The 19,998-nt window shown below is 42.7% G+C and carries 18 protein-coding genes and 1 tRNA gene; 10 read left to right on the top strand and 9 right to left on the bottom strand.

Annotation, left to right across the window (positions count from 1 at the left end; genetic code table 11):
- Nucleotides 1-398: 398 nt before the first annotated feature.
- Both H6A13_RS10390 and H6A13_RS10385 read right to left on the bottom strand, forming a co-directional pair.
- A tRNA-Ser gene (locus tag H6A13_RS10390) sits at nucleotides 399-486 on the bottom strand.
- 53 nt (nucleotides 487-539) lie between these two features.
- A complete protein-coding gene (locus tag H6A13_RS10385; RefSeq protein WP_338043058.1) occupies nucleotides 540-1,340 on the bottom strand; it encodes a lysophospholipid acyltransferase family protein in 801 nt (266 codons plus the stop codon).
- A 176-nt stretch (nucleotides 1,341-1,516) separates the two neighbouring features.
- Here H6A13_RS10385 and H6A13_RS10380 point away from each other — a divergent pair, with 176 nt between their 5' ends.
- Nucleotides 1,517-1,978 (top strand): C-GCAxxG-C-C family (seleno)protein, encoded by a 462-nt coding sequence (locus tag H6A13_RS10380; protein WP_204909514.1) that lies wholly within the window; start codon nucleotides 1,517-1,519, stop codon nucleotides 1,976-1,978.
- 3 nt (nucleotides 1,979-1,981) lie between these two features.
- Nucleotides 1,982-3,226: a glycoside hydrolase family 3 protein gene (locus tag H6A13_RS10375; RefSeq protein WP_204909513.1), complete on the top strand. Its 1,245-nt coding sequence runs from the start codon at nucleotides 1,982-1,984 to the stop codon at nucleotides 3,224-3,226.
- 103 nt (nucleotides 3,227-3,329) lie between these two features.
- Here H6A13_RS10375 and gyrA read toward each other — a convergent pair whose 3' ends face one another.
- From gyrA to dnaA, 6 genes are all read right to left on the bottom strand, one after another.
- Nucleotides 3,330-5,831: a DNA gyrase subunit A gene (gene gyrA / locus H6A13_RS10370; protein ID WP_204909512.1), complete on the bottom strand. Its 2,502-nt coding sequence runs from the start codon at nucleotides 5,829-5,831 to the stop codon at nucleotides 3,330-3,332.
- An 11-nt stretch (nucleotides 5,832-5,842) separates the two neighbouring features.
- Nucleotides 5,843-7,777, bottom strand: a complete 1,935-nt coding sequence (gyrB, locus tag H6A13_RS10365) for a DNA topoisomerase (ATP-hydrolyzing) subunit B (protein ID WP_204909511.1) — start codon at nucleotides 7,775-7,777, stop codon at nucleotides 5,843-5,845.
- Nucleotides 7,778-7,787: 10 nt separating this feature from the next.
- Nucleotides 7,788-8,879, bottom strand: a complete 1,092-nt coding sequence (gene recF / locus H6A13_RS10360) for a DNA replication/repair protein RecF (RefSeq protein ID WP_204909510.1) — start codon at nucleotides 8,877-8,879, stop codon at nucleotides 7,788-7,790.
- Nucleotides 8,869-9,075 (bottom strand): RNA-binding S4 domain-containing protein, encoded by a 207-nt coding sequence (locus tag H6A13_RS10355; protein WP_204909509.1) that lies wholly within the window; start codon nucleotides 9,073-9,075, stop codon nucleotides 8,869-8,871. The genes recF and H6A13_RS10355 overlap by 11 nt, the downstream gene beginning before the upstream one ends.
- Nucleotides 9,076-9,092: 17 nt before the next feature.
- On the bottom strand, nucleotides 9,093-10,202 hold the full coding sequence (gene dnaN / locus H6A13_RS10350) for a DNA polymerase III subunit beta (protein ID WP_204909508.1): 1,110 nt from the start codon (nucleotides 10,200-10,202) through the stop codon (nucleotides 9,093-9,095).
- Nucleotides 10,203-10,462: 260 nt separating this feature from the next.
- A complete protein-coding gene (gene dnaA, locus H6A13_RS10345; RefSeq protein ID WP_204909507.1) occupies nucleotides 10,463-11,848 on the bottom strand; it encodes a chromosomal replication initiator protein DnaA in 1,386 nt (461 codons plus the stop codon).
- A gap of 340 nt (nucleotides 11,849-12,188) precedes the next feature.
- Between dnaA and rpmH the strand changes: the two genes are divergently transcribed.
- The 8 genes from rpmH to rsmG all read left to right on the top strand — a co-directional run bounded on the left by rpmH (nucleotide 12,189) and on the right by rsmG (nucleotide 19,003).
- Entirely contained in the window at nucleotides 12,189-12,323 is a 135-nt protein-coding gene (gene rpmH / locus H6A13_RS10340; RefSeq protein WP_070088044.1) for a 50S ribosomal protein L34, read from the top strand.
- 62 nt (nucleotides 12,324-12,385) lie between these two features.
- The gene (gene rnpA, locus H6A13_RS10335) at nucleotides 12,386-12,730 is read left to right on the top strand and encodes a ribonuclease P protein component (protein ID WP_204909506.1); all 345 of its coding nucleotides are present in this window, start codon (nucleotides 12,386-12,388) and stop codon (nucleotides 12,728-12,730) included.
- Between the two features lie 4 nt (nucleotides 12,731-12,734).
- Nucleotides 12,735-12,947, top strand: coding sequence for a membrane protein insertion efficiency factor YidD (yidD, locus tag H6A13_RS10330; RefSeq protein ID WP_204909505.1), 213 nt, complete (start codon nucleotides 12,735-12,737; stop codon nucleotides 12,945-12,947).
- Between the two features lie 33 nt (nucleotides 12,948-12,980).
- Nucleotides 12,981-14,045 carry a membrane protein insertase YidC gene (gene yidC / locus H6A13_RS10325; RefSeq protein WP_204909504.1) on the top strand — a complete coding sequence of 355 codons (1,065 nt, stop codon included), beginning with the start codon at nucleotides 12,981-12,983 and terminating at the stop codon, nucleotides 14,043-14,045.
- A gap of 12 nt (nucleotides 14,046-14,057) precedes the next feature.
- Nucleotides 14,058-14,912, top strand: coding sequence for an RNA-binding cell elongation regulator Jag/EloR (gene jag / locus H6A13_RS10320; protein WP_204909503.1), 855 nt, complete (start codon nucleotides 14,058-14,060; stop codon nucleotides 14,910-14,912).
- Nucleotides 14,913-14,984: 72 nt separating this feature from the next.
- Nucleotides 14,985-16,421 carry a tRNA uridine-5-carboxymethylaminomethyl(34) synthesis GTPase MnmE gene (gene mnmE / locus H6A13_RS10315; RefSeq protein WP_204909502.1) on the top strand — a complete coding sequence of 479 codons (1,437 nt, stop codon included), beginning with the start codon at nucleotides 14,985-14,987 and terminating at the stop codon, nucleotides 16,419-16,421.
- Complete coding sequence (gene mnmG / locus H6A13_RS10310; RefSeq protein WP_204909501.1) at nucleotides 16,387-18,291, top strand: tRNA uridine-5-carboxymethylaminomethyl(34) synthesis enzyme MnmG; 1,905 nt, start codon at nucleotides 16,387-16,389, stop codon at nucleotides 18,289-18,291. Before mnmE ends, mnmG begins: the two co-directional genes overlap by 35 nt.
- Nucleotide 18,292: 1 nt before the next feature.
- The gene (gene rsmG, locus H6A13_RS10305) at nucleotides 18,293-19,003 is read left to right on the top strand and encodes a 16S rRNA (guanine(527)-N(7))-methyltransferase RsmG (RefSeq protein WP_204909500.1); all 711 of its coding nucleotides are present in this window, start codon (nucleotides 18,293-18,295) and stop codon (nucleotides 19,001-19,003) included.
- A gap of 11 nt (nucleotides 19,004-19,014) precedes the next feature.
- On the opposite strand, the gene H6A13_RS10300 is transcribed toward rsmG, so the two are convergent.
- The gene (locus H6A13_RS10300) at nucleotides 19,015-19,968 is read right to left on the bottom strand and encodes an alpha/beta fold hydrolase (RefSeq protein WP_204909499.1); all 954 of its coding nucleotides are present in this window, start codon (nucleotides 19,966-19,968) and stop codon (nucleotides 19,015-19,017) included.
- Nucleotides 19,969-19,998 lie beyond the last annotated feature (30 nt).

The following is a 19,998-nucleotide window of genomic DNA, read 5'->3' as shown; positions in this document are numbered from 1 at the left end:
CGTTCATCCTGAGCCAGGATCAAACTCTCGTTAAAAGTTCTCATCCGGTCCAGGAAAAACTACTCGCTTTTCCTATCCCGTTACTTACTGTTTTGGGTTGACATCTTTTGATGTCCATTCTGAATTATTCTTCTCAAAAGAATCTTCAGGGTCGTTGTCTATTATTTAGTTATCAAAGTCCTTGGTTGTTGCTGTCTCAACGAGTCAGCTTCACTATAATACCACCGATTATTTTTAGTGTCAAGGCTTTTTATTTAATTTTTTATGCCTTTTTTCTACACATTTTTTGCGGTACTATAACTAGTTAGTCCTTGATTTTTTTACACAAGATATAGGTTCTATCTCTTCCATAAAAAACTGTCTGAAACTTTCGTTCCAGACAGCCGTCAAAGACTTAACGGAGAAAGAGGGATTCGAACCCTCGCGCCGGTTGCCCGACCTACACCCTTAGCAGGGGCGCCTCTTCGGCCTCTTGAGTATTTCTCCAGCAGAAGTTATTATACTAAAGGAAATTTACCTTGTCAATCTTTTTTTACCTATTATATGTTTTCGCTGATTACCTTCTCGATCCGCTTTTTCACCTCGGCAGCTATTTCCGTTGTCTTCATTTCTTTATACTCTTCATAATACATAGGTTTCAGAAAATGTACCTGCACAGTAACGGGTGTAATAGTATTGGTGTCAAACGGTTTGAAAGAATCTATCAGTGCTACCGGAACGATCGGACATTTAGCTTTTGTTGCAGATTTAAAACTTCCACCTTTAAATTCCCGCAGTTGATTTCCATTTTTTGATCTGGTCCCTTCTGCGAAAATGAGATAATTGCGGCCTTTCTTTACTTCCTCTGTTACATGAATGATTACCTGCATAGCCTGACGGACATCTTCTCTGTCCAGCATATAGGCTTTCATACATGCAAAGACCTGTTTCAAAAACGGAATATTTGCAATCTCCTTTTTCGCAACAACAGAAAATGGTTTGGGGCATGCCTCCACTACGGCCAGCACATCATAAAGTCCCTGATGGTTTGGGAAAAACATAAAACCATTTTCTGCTGGAATATTCTCCTCACCATGTACATCAATTTTCACATTTCCACCTTTATTGGCACGTAAGGTGATAAAGCGCAGCATTTTGTATTGCTCTTCTTCTGTATATTTGTCAGGATGAGATGCGTGGTAACATAACTTGATCCACATCCAGGGGACTAATATGATATTTCTCATTACCATTAATAGTATTCTTTTCATGGGTTCTCCTTTGCCTTCATTGGGGACGGGGGATTTCTGGAAATCCCCCGTCCCCAATTTATCTTTTTTAATTTTATCACATTTTCCCACTTTTTATCCACATTGTTTTCCACTTTTTACTTCAAATATTGTTAAAAATTTTTCTATTGAATTGAATTATCCACATTTATGATATAAAATGTTAATAACTTAATTTTTTTTAATGATTATTTTTTATTGGGGACGGGGGATTTTCAGAAATCCCCCGTCCCCAAAGGGAGGTTACCATGACTACTAATATTAATATGGAGCAATTGCAGAAGGATGCTGTGGACATTTTCCACCAGGGTTTTGCCTGTTCTGAATCGGTGATTTACGCTATCCGCAAGAATTTTGAATTGGATATGTCTGATGATGCGATTGCTATGAGTACCGGATTCCCGTGGGGGCTTGGGGGCGGCGGCTGCATCTGCGGAGCTCTGGCCGGAGCGACTATGTGTATTGGATATTTTTATGGGCGTAAGGTTCCCGGTGATCCGAAGAATGTCCGCTGTTTTGCTTTATGTAATGAGATCCATGACTTTTTTAAGGAGAATTTTGGCGCGGCCTGCTGTCGTGTCCTGACCAGAGGCATGGAAAAGGATTCTGATGAGAGAAAAGCGCAGTGTACGAAGTTTGTTGCTGCTACCGTGAAAAAGACGGCGGAAATTATTCTGCGGGAACTTGAAAAGGACCAGAAGGAAATTTAATTTATGAAAAAATTGCTTATATTTCTTTTGTCTCTGCTGTTTCTGATGCTTTTGACTCTTCTCTTTATTTTTATGAAAGAAGATCAGTCTCTTACAGATTCTTCTGAAAAGGGAAATGATGTGCAGACAGAAAGTGGAACTGAAAATGATTCTGACAAGGAAGGTGAACAGGATTCTTCCGGACAGACGGAGGAAGAAAAACTGGATGCAAAAGTTCAGGATCTGATCGCAGGTATGTCTCTGGAAGAAAAGGTTGCGCAGATGTTTTTTATTACTCCTGAAAATCTTACCGGAGTGGATGTGGCTACGCAGGCTGGCGAGACGACCAGGCAGGCTCTTACCCAATATCCTGTCGGCGGACTGATCTATTTTTCCAAGAATATTTACGATGAAGAGCAACTTACAACTATGATTCGCAATTCTCAGTCTTACAGTGAGATTCCTCTTTTTATAGGCGTGGATGAAGAAGGCGGTTCTCTGGTGGCAAGGATTGCGAACCATCCAAACTTTGATGTAGAGAAATTTCCTGATATGACGGAAATCGGCGCGACCGGCGATCCTTCCAGGGCTTATGAGGTCGGCTCCACAATTGCTTCTTATTTAAAGGACTATGGTTTTAATCTGGATTTTGCTCCGGATGCGGATGTTCTGACCAATCCAAATAATACTGCAATTGGCGTCCGGTCGTTTGGAAGTGATCCGGATATGACAGCCCAGATGGTGGAGCAGGCAGTAAAAGGATTCCAGGATCATCAAGTCAGCGCGGTGATCAAGCATTTTCCGGGACATGGCGGAACAACCACGGACAGCCATAACGGGGCGGCCATCGTAGACCGGAGCCTGGAGGAGCTTCGAAGCGCGGAATTTCTTCCGTTCGAGGCCGGCATCCAGGCCGGTGTAGATATGGTAATGGTCGGACACCTGCAAGTCCCACAGGTGATTTCCGATGATACGCCGGCTTCTCTGTCTTCAGAAATGATCACAGATGTTTTAAGAAATGAGCTTGGCTATGATGGAATTGTGATTACAGATTCCCTCTCCATGGGCGCTATTACAACATACTATACTTCTGCTGATGCCGCGGTCAAATGTATCCAGGCCGGCGGCGATATGCTGCTGATGCCTTACAGTTTTACGGAAGCTTATCAGGGAGTTTTGGATGCGGTAAACAGCGGCGAGATTTCTGAAGAAAGGATCAATGAATCTTTAACCCGTATCCTGAAAGTAAAGTGTAAGAATCTGTACTGATAAAGTCTATACGAAATAAGGACAAACCCATACAAAAAAACTGCCGTATCTATGATGGATCGTAGATACGGCAGTTTTAATTTTTGATAAGAATCTTTATTTTTTATTCTTCAGGACTCTCCTCTTCCTGTGCCTGATCTTCGGAAGTCTCTTCTTCCTCTTCATCTCCCTTTCTTACTTTCGCAATGCTGGCAACCTTGTCTCCTTCCGGAAGATTGATCAGCTTCACGCCGGAAGTGATCCTGCCAAGCAGGGAAATGCCGTCGCACTTCATACGGATGATAATGCCTTCTGTATTAATGATCATGACTTCATCGTCTTCATTGACTGCCTTGAAACCGACTACATTTCCGGTTTTTTCCATGATCTTATAGCATTTCACACCTTTTCCGCCACGGTTCTGGGCCGTAAATTCACTGATGGAAGTTCTCTTGCCCATTCCTTTTTCAGACACGATCAGAAGTTCTGTTCCCTGAATGGTAAGCTGCATACCGATGACTTCGTCGCGGTCCGCCAGATTGATGCCTCTGACACCCATGGAGGTACGTCCGGTCGCTCTTACGTCTTCTTCACTGAACCGGATGCACTGTCCGTACTTGGTAGCCAGGATGATCTCCTGTTTTCCGTCTGTAAATTTCACCTCGATCAGCTCGTCGTCTTCTCTTAATGTGATGGCCGCAAGTCCGGTTTTGCGCACATTTGCGTAATCCCGCAGAGGCGTTTTCTTGACCAGACCTTTCTTGGTTGCCATAACAAGATAAGAATCGTCGTCATATTTTTCAATCGGGATCACAGCGGAAATCTTTTCTCCAGGCATCAGCTGCAGGAGATTGATGATCGCGGTTCCTCTGGAAGTACGGCTGGACTCCGGTATCTCGTATCCTTTTAACCGGTAGACGCGTCCGGTGCTGGTAAAGAACATGATGTAGTGGTGTGTATTGGACATAAACAGCTCTTCTACATAGTCTTCATCCAGTTTCTGCATTCCTTTGATTCCTTTGCCGCCGCGGTTCTGGGCTTTAAAGGTATCATTAGACATGCGCTTGATGTATCCCAGTTTTGTCATGGTGATCACCACATCTTCTCTGGGAATCAGATCTTCCATGGAAATGTCAAATTCATCAAATCCGATGGATGTTCTTCTGTCATCTCCATATTTATCCCTGATAGCCAGGATCTCTTCTTTGATCACGCCAAGGAGCAGTTTTCTGTCTGCCAGAATTGCTTTTAAGCGGCTGATCTGTTCCATCAGCTCTTTATATTCTGCTTCCAGTTTTTCTCTTTCCAGACCGGTCAGAGCCCGCAGACGCATATCCACGATGGCCTGCGCCTGAACATCTGTCAGTTCAAATCTTTCAATTAATTCTGCTTTCGCGATCTGTACGGTTCTGGAACTTCTGATGATATGGATCACTTCGTCAATGTGATCCAGGGCGATCAAAAGTCCTTTTAAAATATGTGCTCTTTCTTCTGCTTTATTCAGTTCATACTTAGTACGGCGCGTGATGACTTCTTCCTGATGCTTCAGATAATAATTGAGCATCTCCAGAATATTCATTACCTTTGGCTCGTTATTGACCAGAGCCAGCATGATCACACCAAATGTATCCTGAAGCTGTGTATGTTTGTACAGCTGATTTAACAGCACATTTGCATTGACGTCTTTCCGGAGTTCAATGACCACCCGCATTCCTTCCCGGCTGGACTGGTCGCTTAAGTCTGTGATTCCGTCAATCTTTTTATCCCGCACCATCTCTGCGATCTTTTCAATGAGACGGGCTTTATTTACCATATAAGGAAGCTCTGTCACAATGATACGGCTCTTGCCATTTGGCATGGTCTCAATATCCGTGACCGCACGGACGCGGATCTTGCCCCGTCCTGTCCGGTAGGCTTCTTCAATTCCTCTGGTTCCAAGGATCATGCCTCCTGTCGGAAAATCAGGTCCTTTGATAATGCCGAGGATTTCTTCTATGGTGGTCTCTTCTTTATCTTCTAACTGGTCGTCAATGATACGGACAACCGCATTGATGACTTCCTTCAGATTGTGAGGCGGGATATTAGTGGCCATACCTACGGCAATACCGGAGGTTCCGTTGACCAGAAGATTCGGAAATCTGGCCGGCAGCACAGAAGGTTCTTTTTCTGTCTCATCAAAGTTTGGTACAAAATCCACCGTATTTTTGTTGATGTCTGCCGTCAGCTCCATGGAAATCTTGCTGAGTCTTGCCTCTGTATAACGCATGGCGGCGGCGCCGTCTCCATCTACAGACCCGAAGTTTCCGTGTCCGTCCACCAAAGGATATCTGGTAGACCATTCCTGCGCCATATTTACCAGGGCGCCGTAGATGGAACTGTCTCCATGGGGATGATATTTACCCATGGTATCACCTACGATACGGGCACATTTTCTGTGCGGTTTATCGGGTCCGTTGTTGAGCTCGATCATGGAATGCAGGATTCTTCTCTGTACCGGCTTTAAACCGTCCCGCACATCCGGAAGCGCACGAGATGCGATAACGCTCATGGCATAATCGATATAGGAGGTTTCCATCGTTTTTTTCAGGTCCACTTCATGGACTTTATCAAAAATATTATCTTCCATTGTTTAACCTCCTACACATCCAAGTTCTTCACGTATTTTGCATTTTCTTCGATAAATTCCCGTCTGGGTTCTACCTTGTCTCCCATCAGAGTAGTAAAGGTAAGATCCAGTTCAGAAGTAGTCTCTTCATCCATGGTTACACGAAGGAGAATTCTGTGCTCCGGATCCATGGTGGTTTCCCACAACTGTTCGGCATCCATCTCTCCCAGACCTTTGTAACGCTGGATCTTGTTGTTCGTATCTCTTCCTACTTCTCTTAAGATGGAATCCAGTTCTTCGTCACTGTATGCATACCATACTTTTTTATTCTTTTCCAGCTTATAGAGCGGCGGCTGCGCCAGATATACATATCCTTCTTTGATCAGATCCGGCATGAACCGGTATAAAAATGTAAGAAGCAGGGTACTGATATGGGCTCCGTCAACGTCGGCATCTGTCATGATAATGATCTTATGATACCGGAGTTTGGAAATATCAAAATCATCATGGATTCCTGTGCCAAATGCGGTGATCATTGCTTTGATCTCTGCATTTCCGTAAATCTTATCCAGTCTTGCTTTTTCCACATTCAGGATTTTTCCACGTAAGGGAAGGATCGCCTGTGTGGCTCTGTCTCTTGCCGTCTTGGCTGAACCGCCCGCAGAATCTCCCTCTACAATGTAGATCTCGCAGTTTTCCGGATTCTTATCCGAACAGTCTGCAAGCTTTCCCGGAAGAGACATGCCATCCAGCGCGGATTTTCTTCTGGTCAGATCTCTTGCCTTTCTTGCAGCTTCTCTGGCTCTTTGAGCCATCACCGATTTTTCAATGGTCATCTTGGCAACTGTCGGATTCTGTTCCAGATAAATTTCCAGTTTTTTACTAACTACACTGTCAACTGCGCCTCTTGCCTCGCTGTTTCCAAGCTTCTGCTTGGTCTGGCCTTCAAACTGAGGATCCTCGATCTTAACGCTGATAATAGCGGTCAGACCTTCTCTGATATCCTCGCCGCTTAAGTTTGGCTCACTGTCTCTTAACAGCTTATTTTTTCTGGCATAATCATTAAATGTCTTTGTCAGGGCGTTCCGGAAACCAACGATATGTGTTCCGCCTTCTGGCGTCGTAATATTGTTGACAAATCCATACGTATTATCACTGTAGGAATCGTTGTGCTGCATGGCAACTTCTACGGAAACCCCGTTTACCAGTCCCTCGCAGTAAATGATATCTTCATAAAGCGGAGTTTTGCTCCGGTTCAGGTAAGATACGAATTCTTTAATTCCGCCTTCGTAGTGGAAGGTCTTTTCCAGAATGCCGTCTTCCGGACGTTCATCCGTCAGAGTGATCTTAAGACCTGCCGTCAGAAATGCCATCTCCCGGAATCTCTGTTTTAAAACATCATAATCAAAAACAGTCTCTTCAAAAATGGTATCATCCGGCATAAAGGTAACTTTTGTTCCCGTCTTCGCAGGATCACAATCCCCAACTACCTTCAGCTTATAGATGACTTTTCCACGTTCATATCTCTGTTTATAAACTTTTCCCTCATGGCAGATCTCAACTTCCAGCCAGTTTGAAAGCGCGTTTACTACAGACGCTCCTACACCGTGAAGTCCGCCGGATACCTTGTATCCTCCGCCGCCAAATTTTCCTCCGGCATGAAGTACCGTAAATACAACTTCCACCGCCGGGAGGCCTGCTTTATGGTTGATCCCTACCGGAATCCCGCGCCCGTTATCCACAACCGTTACGGAATTATCCTTATGGATCGTTACCTGTATGCTGTCGCAGAATCCTGCCAGCGCTTCATCTACAGAGTTATCCACAATCTCATAGACAAGATGATGAAGTCCTCTTGCCGAAGTGCTTCCGATATACATTCCCGGACGCTTGCGGACTGCCTCCAGACCCTCCAGAATCTGAATCTCATCCGCGCCATATTCGTGCTGTACCTTTTCTGTACTCATGCTCATCCTCCTAGTTTTCGTTTGCTGCCTGTCCGTTTGTAACACGGAACACTTTGTTTATAGAAAATCTATGATTTACAAATTCATCCACACCCGTACAGGTGATGAGAGTCTGTATCTCATGAATACTATCTAATAAATAGTTTTGCCTGTGTTTGTCCAGTTCAGACAAAACATCATCCAGTAAAAGGACCGGCGTATCATGGATCGCTCTTTTTACCAGCTCTATCTCTGAAAGCTTTAACGAAAGAGCCGCCGTTCTCTGCTGTCCCTGGGATCCGAATCTGCGGATATCCAGATCTTTTACCATAAAACAGATATCGTCTCTGTGAGGACCAATGGATGTGCTTTTGATCTTCATATCTTTTTCTCTGTTTTTACGGATTGCATCTTCTAAAGAAATATTTCCGTTGCTCGGTTCATAGATTACCAGAATCTCTTCAGATCCGCCAGTCAATTTTTTATGAATAGAAGAAATAATTTCGTTTATTTCGTCAACAAACCTTTTTCTTCTTTCGATGATCTTATTTCCATAATGGACCAGCTGCATCTCCCAGATTTCCAGCGTATCCATATCCTGCTTTTTAGCCTGAAAACCGATTTCCTTTAGCAGACGGTTTCTCTGGTTGACAACTCTGTTATAATTTGCCAGATCGCTCAGATATACTTTATCCAGCTGAGACAATTCCAGATCAAGAAATCTTCTTCTTTCTCCTGGTCCGTTTTTTATGATATTCAGATCTTCCGGGGAAAAAAATACCAGATTGACAATTCCAAATAATTCACTTGCTCTTCGAAGTGGAACTTTGTTGACAGCAATACCTTTCGGACTGTGTTTTTTCAAATGCATATCGATCTTATAATCAATCCCATTTTTTTCCACAATCGTCTCGATATGTGACTCCGTTTCCCCAAACCGGATCATATCTCTGTCTTTTGCGCCTCTGTGAGACTTTGTGGTTCCGGACAAATAGACCGCCTCCAGGATATTTGTTTTTCCCTGGGCATTGTCTCCATAAAAGATATTTGCTGCAGAATCAAATTGTAAATTCAGAAATTCATAATTCCGAAAATTTTTAAGCTTTAAAGATTTAATCTTCAATTTCGATTTCTTCTCCGTTAAAAGTTACGGTATCACCGGCATACAATTTTCTTCCGCGTCTTAAGTCTGTTTCTCCATTTACCAGAACCTGGCCTTCCTGTATCACTTCTTTGGCCTGTGCTCCGTTTTCAACCAGGCCGGCCGCTTTTAAGGCCTGGCCCAGTTTGATATATTCATCCTTTAAAGTAATCTTCATGATTTTACTCCCTTTTCTTAAACCGCGGCGTTAAAGTTTACCGGAAGGATCAGATAGATATAGCTTTCTTCCTCGTCCTTGATAAAGCAGGGCGCTTTTGCATTCATCAGATAAAGAGTAACTTCTTCATCATCGATCACACGCAGAGCATCGATCAAAAACTTCGGATTGAATCCGATCATCAGATCTTTTCCTTCTTTTTCGATGGTAATCTCTTCATTCATGGATCCGATCTGAGACTTGATCTTCAATTCCATCCATTCATCCCCAATCTGAATGATGATCGGCTTTTTATCTCCTTCTTTGATCAAAAGAGTAGCGCGGTCAATACAATTTAATAATTCTTTTTTATTGATCCTTACCTTTGTCTCATAATCACTGGAAAGCATCTGATCAATCTTAAAATACTCTCCTTCGATCAGTCTGGATACCACGATCGTCTGATCAAATTCAAAGACAATATGATTGCTGGTATAAGAAATATTCACCATGCTCTCTGCTTCTCCGGAAAGGATCTTGCTGATCTCGATCAGAGTCTTGCCCGGTACGATCAGCTTCTTATCTTCCGTCTCTTCTTTTAGTTCTATTTTGCGGATAGAAATCCTGTGTCCATCCAGAGATACCACGCGAAGGATATTATCCTTAATTTCAAATAATTCTCCTCCCATCATCTTATTACTCTCTGAATCAGAGATGGAGAAAATGGTCTGTCTGATCAGTTCTTTCAGAGTGAACTGTGAAACTTCGATGGAATTTTCTTTTTCAATCACCGGAAGATAAGAAAATTCGTCTCCTGGTTTTCCGGAAATATCAAATTTCGCCTTTTCACAGGTAATGACCGTCTGGAGATTCTCATCTGTTTCAATGGTTATCTCGTTATCAGGAAGCTTTCTTACGATTTCAGAAAAAATCCTTGCGTCAATCGCGATCATTCCTCTGTCTTCGATCCATCCGGCAATCTCTGTCTGGATTCCCAGTTCCATATCATTAGCGGTCAGACGGATAATATCTGTTGTCGCGTCGATCAGGATACATTCCAGGATCGGCATTGTAGTTTTAGAAGGAACTGCTTTGGAAACAATGCTGACACCTTTTACCAGATCTGCTTTATTACAAATAATTTTCATAATGTGTATAACTCCTTTCACGCGGTGCGTATAGATCTATATATTATTTTTTTCCGTATTCTCCTTATTAGGGGATGTGGAAAAGAGGATAACTGCCTCAAGCCCAGAAAAGAAGGGGATTTCCGGTTTTGAAATCTCTGTGGATTTCTATGGGAATTTCTGTGGAAGATGTGGGGAAAAGTTCTGTCGGAATGTGTAGAAAAAAATGATTTCAAAGTTATCCAACACTTATCCCATGGTTATCCACATAGTTATTCACATTAAGCAGGATTTATCTTCTTTCTTATTATATTAATGGTATTGTTTAAGGTCTCGTCTTTCTTTTCTTCGGAAGCGATTTTTTCGATTCCGTATTTGACTGTGGAATGATCCTTTCCTCCAAGGATGATTCCGACAGCTTTCAGAGAAGATTCTGTCATGGTACGGATCAGAAACATGGCGATCTGCCTTGGGAACGCGATATCTGCGTTTCTTTTGTTGCTTTTCAGATCCGCTACGGTAATGCCAAAATGATCCGCCACAATGTCCAGGATCAGTTCTGGAGTCACTTCTCTCTTATTATCAGAAGAAATAATATCTTTTAAAGCTTCTGCTGCAAGTGGAATATCAATTTCTCCTTCATGATTCAGCTTGTATAAAGCGATCAGTTTATTCAGAGAACCTTCCAGTTCACGGATGTTGGTCTTTACATTTTCTGCGATATATTTTAATACGTCTTTTGGAATGTTGTATTTTTCCAGCTGATCCAGTTCAATCTTTTTCTGAAGGATCGCCATACGGGTCTCATAGTTTGGAGCCGAAATATCGGCGATCAGTCCCCATTCAAAACGTGTCCGAAGTCTGGCTTCCAGTGTCTCGATATCCTTTGGAGGTTTATCACTGGAAATGATGATCTGCTTTCCGGAAGTATGTAAATGGTTAAATGTATGGAAGAACTCTTCCTGTGTACTTTCTTTTCCTATTATAAACTGAATGTCATCGATGAGGAGTACGTCGTTATTTCTGTATTTATCCCGGAACTTGGAAATCGCGGATTCATTTCCGGAGGTTTTTCCCATCTTGAGAGCTTCGATCAGTTCATTGGTGAATGTCTCGCTGGTTACATAGAGGACTTTTTTCTTTGGATTCTTGTCCAGGATGAAGTGGGCGATGGAATGCATCAGATGGGTTTTTCCAAGTCCAACTCCTCCATATAAGAACAACGGATTGTATACTTCGCCCGGTGATTCTGCAACCGCAAGAGAAGCGGCGTGGGCGAAATTGTTGTTTCCGCCTACCACAAAGGTATCAAAGGTATATTTGGGATTTAACCCTGCTTTTTCTGCAGCGGACTTTGTTCTCTTTTTCACAGTGCTTTCAGAAGGATTGCTCTTTAATTCTTCGAGGACATTGTCATCTTCTGAAAGAAAACGGATCTCATATTCTTCCCCTGTGATATCTGCAATACATACTTTTAATGGAAGAAGGTATTTTTTCTCAATGTATTCCACACTGGAATTGCTGTTTACCAGAATGATCACCGTATCGTCAATGATGTCATAAACCTTCAGAGGACGGATCCAGGTGTTAAAAGATACATTGGAAAGATCATGTTCTACCTTCAGATGTTCAATAATTTCTTCCCATTTTTCCTCTACAATATTCATACCAAATAACTCCTAATCTGTTCAGTATCATAGGGCTAAACATAAAAACCCACTCTTATTTATTCTACATCAAAATACAGATTTAAGCAATGTTTATTCCATGTGGATAACTTTATAAACAGAAGAAAAGGCTATGATAAAGGAAAAATGTATGTAAAAAAATTGATATCCACATGTTATCCACTGCTTTTCCACAAGTTATCCACATTTTGTGGATAAATAAATTTAGAAAAATCCGCGAATAGCTTGACTTTACTGGCTTTATTGCATATAATCAAAAATGTGTCTTTATGAAAAACAGGAAGTTTTTCCTTACAAAATATAAGGAGGTGGATATCTTATGAAAATGACATTCCAGCCAAAAAAGAGACAGAGATCCAAGGTTCATGGATTTAGAGCAAGAATGAAGACAGCAGGTGGAAGAAAAGTACTTGCAGCAAGAAGAGCTAAAGGAAGAAAGAAATTATCAGCGTAGGCCGCATATATGTGGCCTTTTCTTCTCTTCTTCTTCTCGAAAAATCAGGAGAAAATGAAGCAATGAAATATTCCGAATCCTTGAAGAAAAACAGAGATTTTCAACAGGTTTACAGTGAAAAGATTTCGTATGCAAACAAGTATCTGGTAATGTATATCAGAGAGAATCACAAAAACCAGAACCGATTGGGAATATCAGTAAGTAAAAAAGTAGGAAATAGTGTTATTCGTCACAGATTAACAAGATTGATCAGAGAATGTTATCGATTACACGAAGAGAGTTTCCGGCGCGGGTATGACATTGTAGTCATCGCAAGAGTCAGCGCGAAAGAAAAAGGTTATCATGAGATGGAAAAAGCGCTGCTGCACCTGGCTCGTCTTCATAAGATCATAGATCAGGGGTCGTGATAAAATGAAAAAGATCATGATAAAATGTATTCGTTTTTATCAGAAGTATTTGTCTTGTTTAAAAGGATACTCTACCTGTATTTATTATCCGACATGCTCCCAGTACGCAATAGAAGCAATTCAGAAGTACGGGGCTTTAAAGGGCGGCGCTCTCGCCGTGTGGAGGATCCTTCGCTGCAATCCCTTTGCAAAAGGCGGATATGATCCCGTACCCTGACACGCGTGACAATAAGATACGGAGGAAACAAAAATGTTTAGTTTGCTGACTGCGGCAAACTGGCCGATCGTCGGTCAGCTTTGCTGGCTCTTAGGTAAGGTGATGAACTTTATCTATGAGGTATTGGACAACATACTGCCAGGTGATAACGGACTGGTAGGACTATCAATCATTATCTACACGATTTTCGTGTACATGCTGATGATGCCTCTTACGGCAAAGCAGCAGAGAACATCAAAAATGACGGCTGTGATCAACCCGGAAGTGCAGGCCATCCAGAAAAAATACAGAAACAAAAAAGATCAGGCCAGCCTGATGAAGCAGAATGAAGAGATCCAGCAGGTTTACGATAAGTACGGAAGTTCTATGATGAGCGGATGTCTGCCGATGCTGATCCAGATGCCTCTTCTGTTTGCTTTGTACCCGGTTATTTACGATATTGAAAAATATATCCCGGCCATCAAAGATGCGCCCGCTGCTGTAAACAGATTCCTTACGATCCCGGATCTGACCATCTCTCCGACAGAGATGATCTCTAACAGCGGATCCTTTGGTTTTCCGGCTCCGGTCATCATTATTACAGCAATCCTGATCCCGGTATTATCCGGTGCGGTTCAGTACATCAGTATCCGCCTGTCCCAGTCCCTTTCCGGACAGCAGATGGATAAAGACAATCCGATGGCAAGCACCATGCGGACCATGAATGTGACAATGCCGTTGTTTTCCGTATTTATCGCATTCTCATTTTCAGCAGGTATCGGTCTTTACTGGATCGTCAGCGCGGTAGTAAGATGTATCCAGCAGATCGTGATCAACAAGCATCTGAAAGAGATATCTGTTGATGAGCTGATCGAAAAGAACAGAGAAAAAGCGGAAAAGAAGAAACAGAAACGGGGCGAACGTGCAGAGCGTATCAACGCTATGGCACAGACCAATACAAGAAGTATCAAAGAGTCTGCAAAGAAGAGCGCTTCGATTGTAGATGAAAAAGAGAGAGAGGCAAGACTTGAGCAGGTTAGAAAGAATGCCGGAAAGGCAAAAGCAGGCAGTCTTGCATCAAAGGCAAACATGGTGAAAAAATTTAATGAAAATGATTAGGGGGCGGTTTTTGTGGATTATATTACCGTAACAGCAAAGACATTAGATGATGCGATCACAGATGCTCTGGTTCAGTTAGGCGTAACCAGTGATCAGCTGGATTATGAAGTCATCGAAAAAGGAAGTGCAGGATTCCTTGGAATCGGCGTAAAACAGGCCGTTATCAAAGCCCGTAAAAAAGTAGAAGAGCCGGAAGTAAAAGAAGAGCCTGTAAAAGAAGAAAAGAAAGACACAGAACCTGTAAAGGATCATGCGGGACATACAGAAAAGCCGGCAAAAGAGAAAAAGCACAAAAACAAACATAAAAAAGAAGAAAAACCTGCAGAAGTAAAAGAAGAGCCTGTAAAAGAAGAGCCTGTAAAAGAAGAAAAAGAAGCAAGAAAAGAAATCCAGCTTGGAAAAGTGGAAGATCAGACCATCGATGCCTGTGAAAAGTTTGTGGCTGATGTAATGCAGGCCATGGGAATGGAAGATGTAAAAGTGACTTCCTGCGTAGATGAAGAAGGAGCTCTTTCCATTAATATGGAAGGCCCGAACATGGGTATCCTGATCGGAAAAAGAGGACAGACACTGGATTCTCTCCAGTATCTGACAAACAGGGTAGCCAACAAGATGCAGGACGGTTATGTACGCGTAAAGCTTGATACAGAGGATTACAGAAGAAGAAGAAAAGAAACTCTGGAAAATCTGGCAAAGAATATCGCAGGAAAGGTAAAACGGACCAGAAGAACCGTTGTATTAGAGCCTATGAATCCTTATGAAAGAAGGATCATCCATTCAGCGCTCCAGTCTGATCCTGCAGTTACCACACACAGTGAGGGAGAAGAGCCTTACAGAAAAGTGGTTGTAACTCTGGTACGCAAATAATTCAATTTGAAAAAGAAGCTGTTGTAAGATATAATCTTTACAGCAGCTTTTTTTATCAGATGAGGGAAATCTATGAATATCAGTGAAAGAACTACCATTGCGGCAATCTCTACGGCTATGAGCACTTCAGGGATCGGGATTGTAAGAATGAGCGGTGAAGAAGCCTTTGCCATTGCCGACAGTGTTTATCAGGGAAAAAAAGAAAAAAGACTAAAAGATCAGAAATCTCATACGATCCATTACGGTTATATAAAAGACGGGGAAGAAACGATCGATGAAGTTCTGGTCATGCTGATGCGCGGTCCTCACAGTTATACAGGGGAAGATACGGTGGAGATTAATTGTCATGGCGGCGTTTATGTGGTAAAGCGAATCCTGGAGCTGCTGATCAAAAAAGGAGCAAGACCTGCCGGTCCCGGAGAATTTACCAAGAGAGCATTTTTGAATGGACGCATGGACCTTTCTCAGGCAGAGGCGGTAGGCGACCTGATCGCTTCAAAGAATGAATATGCGCTTCAGAGTTCTGTCAGCCAGCTAAAGGGAAATATAAAGAAAAAAATCAGTGATATAAGAAATAAAATTATTTACCACACGGCGTTTATTGAAAGCGCTCTGGATGATCCTGAACATATCAGTGTAGACGGATATGGAGAAAAGCTGGAAGGATCGGTCAGAGAAATGATCGAAGATCTTTCTTTACTCATCTCCTCTTCGGATAACGGAAGGATTTTAAAAGAAGGGATCAATACTGTAATTGTAGGAAAACCAAATGTAGGAAAATCTTCTCTTCTGAATGTACTGATCGGTGAAGAGCGTGCTATTGTTACTGATATTGCTGGAACCACCAGGGACGTTCTGGAAGAACACATCAACCTGCAGGGAATCTCTTTGAATATCATGGATACGGCAGGCATCCGGGAAACTTCTGACGTGGTAGAAAAAATCGGAGTAGACAGAGCCAGAGAATTTGCGGAAAAAGCGGATCTGGTGATCCATGTCATCGACTCTTCTGCTGCTCTGGATGAAAATGACAGAGAGATTTTTCAGATGCTTTCCGGAAAGAAATCTGTGATTCTTCTGAATAAGTCTGATCTGGAACAAAAAGTAACGGAAGAAATCGTGAAAAAAGAATATTTTGCAAGTATTCCTGCAAAATATAAAAATGAAATAGAAGAAAAAAATCAAAAAATTCCTGAAATTATAGGCATTTCAGCGAAAAACCGCCAGGGAATCCAGACTTTGGAAGAGACGCTGAAAAACATGTTTTTTGAAGGAAATCTTTCATTTAATGATGAAATCTATATTACAAATGTAAGGCAGAAAGCAGCTCTTCAGGATGCAAAAGAAGCTCTCCTGCAGGTTCTTGAGAGTATCCGGAACGGGATGCCGGAAGATTTTTATTCTATTGACCTGATGGCGGCTTATGAAGCGCTTGGTTCTATTACCGGAGAAACGATAGGAGAAGATTTAGTCAATGAAATATTCAGCAAGTTCTGTATGGGAAAGTAAAGATGCATATGATATCGCTGTGATCGGCGCGGGACATGCCGGCTGTGAAGCGGCCCTTGCCTCAGCCAGACTGGGATTTCGGACGGTTTTATTTACAGTCAGCATGGACAGTGTTGCTCTCATGCCCTGTAATCCCAATATCGGCGGAAGTTCCAAGGGACATCTGGTGCGGGAAGTGGACGCGCTTGGCGGCGAGATGGGAAAAGTGATCGACCGGGCATTTATCCAGTCAAAGATGCTCAATCAGTCGAAAGGCCCGGCAGTTCATTCCCTCCGGGCTCAGGCAGATAAAGAAAAATACAGTCAGATCATGCGTTGGACCCTGGAAAACCAGGAGCGGCTGGAGATCAAGCAGACAGAGATCGTAAAAATCCTTACGGAATACGGACAGGTTACAGGCGTACAGTCTTTTTCCGGGATGATCTTTCCCTGCAGGGCGGTCATCCTGTGTACAGGAACGTATCTGAATGCCAGATGCATTTACGGAGAAGTCAGCAGCAATACCGGACCCAACGGGCTGCAGGCTGCAAATTATCTGACAGACTGCCTGCAGGAACTGGGAATCCAGATGTACCGTTTTAAGACCGGAACGCCTGCCAGAATTGACAGACGTACCATTGATTTTGAGAAAATGGAGGAACAGTTCGGGGATGAGAAGGTAGTGCCCTTTTCTTTTACCACAGATCCCGCAGACGTGCAGATCGACCAGGTTTCCTGTTGGCTGACTTATACCACAAAAGAAACCCATCAGATCATCCGGGATAATCTGGACCGCTCTCCCCTCTTCTCTGGCGCTATTGAAGGAACTGGTCCAAGGTACTGCCCTTCTATTGAAGATAAAGTGGTAAAATTTGCTGATAAGGAGAGGCATCAGGTCTTTATTGAACCGGAAGGCCTGTATACCAATGAAATGTATATCGGCGGAATGTCTTCTTCTCTTCCGGAAGATGTACAATATGCCATGTACCGGTCCGTTCCGGGCCTGGAACATGCCAGGATCGTAAGAAATGCCTACGCAATTGAATATGACTGCATCGACGCCAGACAGCTGCTTCCTTCTCTGGAATTCCGCAGTATCAGCGGATTGTTCAGCGCCGGCCAGTTTAACGGAAGCTCCGGATATGAGGAAGCCGCGGCTCAGGGATTGATCGCAGGGATCAATGCGGCGAGAAAACTGGCTGGAAAAGAACCGATTGTTCTGGACAGATCCCAGGCTTACATTGGCGTGCTGATCGATGATCTGGTCACAAAGGAATCCAAGGAGCCTTATCGCATGATGACATCCAGGGCGGAATACCGTCTCCTGCTCAGACAGGATAATGCAGACCAGAGGCTGACTCCTCTTGGATATGAGATCGGACTGATCCCGGAGGAACGCTATCAGAAACTTCTTACAAAAGAATCCTGGATTGAAAAAGAAACCACCAGGTTAAAAAAGGCGACGGTTGGAACTTCTGACAAGGTGCAGAAACTGCTTTTGTCCTGTAAGAGTACGCCTCTTTCTTCCGGAAGCACACTGGCGGAACTGATCAGAAGGCCGGAGCTTTCTTATGAATGCCTGGCGCCTGTGGATGAAAAAAGACCGGATCTGCCGGAAGAACTAAGAGACGAGATCATGGCACAGGTGGATATTTCCATTAAATATGAAGGATATATTACCAGGCAGAAACGTCAGGTAGAACAGTTTAAAAAGCTTGAGAAAAAGAAAATACCAGAAGATATTGATTATGATCAGGTCAAAAGTCTCCGGATCGAAGCGGTCCAGAAGTTAAAAGAGATAAGACCTGTATCCATCGGCCAGGCCTCCAGAATATCCGGAGTCTCTCCTGCTGATATTTCTGTACTTCTGGTGTATCTTGGAGGAAAATAGTATGTCAGAAATGTTGAAAAACAGGATGGACCGTCTTCAGATCGAGACAAATGAAAATATGCTGGAGCAGTTTGACTTGTTTTATCATCTTTTGGTGGAATGGAATAAGGTGATGAATCTTACGGGAATTACAGAGTACGAAGAGGTTGTGGAAAAGCATTTCGCTGACAGCCTCTCTCTTGCCCGTTTTCTGGATCTCAATAAGATACATACTGTGATCGATGTGGGAACAGGCGCCGGATTTCCGGGAATCCCGTTAAAGATCGCGTTTCCGCATCTGAAGGTGGTGCTTCTGGATTCTTTGAATAAGCGGATCAATTTTTTAAATGAAGTGATCGCAAAGCTTGATCTGAAGGAGATTCATACCATTCATGGCAGAGCCGAGGAATATGCCAGAAAGCCGGAATACAGGGAACAGTTTGATCTCTGTGTCTCAAGAGCGGTTGCAAATCTCTCCGTTCTCAGTGAATATTGCATTCCTTATATACGGATAGGGGGTATATTTATTCCATATAAATCCGGCGAGATTGATGAGGAGGTAGCCGCATCCAGTAAAGCGGTTGACATACTCGGCGGACAGATCGATCACGTTGAAAAGTTTCAGCTTCCGGATACAGATATCCACAGATCCTTTGTGTTTATCAATAAGATAAAAAACACACAAAAAAAGTATCCCCGCAAAGCGGGGACACCTGCAAAAGAACCTCTGTAAATTTCCGGATCTTACAACAAATAAGTTTGGATGACATCCAGAAATTGCTCCGGATCTTCCATCTGCGGAAGATATTTTGTATCTTTGATTTTTTCAATCTCAATAGAAGGAAGGATTTCTTTATACAGAGAAGAAGTTTCTTCCTTCTCTTCTATCTTATCTCCGGTTAATATAAAAATACTGTTGTTCAGGTCTTTCAGGCAATGTTTAACATTGACCGTTGTGTATCTGCCGCACAGACTGGCAAACAGATATTTGGACGATGCATTTCCTGAATGAGCTGTTTCAAAGAATGTATCAACCATACCATCGGAAACGATGTCTTTATGATAAAATACCTTTTCCATACAGACAGACCGGATTTTCTTCTTTCCTGTCAGGATATTATATAAAAATGTTCCAAAAACAGGTGTGTTGATCAGACGGGTCAAGGTCTTTGTCCGTTTGCTGGGAGATTTGGCCAGATGATGAATATCAGAAGGATTTACCATCACGATCTGGTCAATGATCTCAGGATTATTCTGGCATGCTGCTACTGCAAAGGATCCTGATTCACCGGAAGCGATCACATCGCACTTCTCTCCTATCACCCGTTTAATAAAATCTGTGATAAGCTGTACGTAGAGATAATTTGTATAAATCAGGTTCGGCTTATCAGATCTGCCGCAGCCAAGAAGATCAATACAGTAAACAGTATTCGTTTTCGCAAGTTTCTCTTTTATCAGATGCCATTCGTATCCGGAACTGAAAGTAGAAAGATTGTGTATCAGAAGAACAGGTTTTCCTTCGCCGGACTTGGTATAATAAATATTTCCAAATTTCCAGTTATAATAGGATCCGGATGGATTACTTAATAGGTTGTCTAATGTAGCAGAAAAATATACAAATTTATTGATAAGATGGATCGTTAATGTAGCTGCTCCTGCAACGGAAGCGCCGACGATCAGATTCTTTTTCCAACTCATGAAATTACCCCCTATTTAACTATTTTAACT

Origin of the sequence: Mordavella massiliensis (assembly GCF_016902415.1) — a bacterium.
Lineage (GTDB): Bacteria > Bacillota > Clostridia > Lachnospirales > Lachnospiraceae > Merdimonas > Merdimonas faecigallinarum.
Note: the sequence above shows the minus strand (reverse complement) of the source record. Positions and strands in the feature narration are given on the sequence as shown.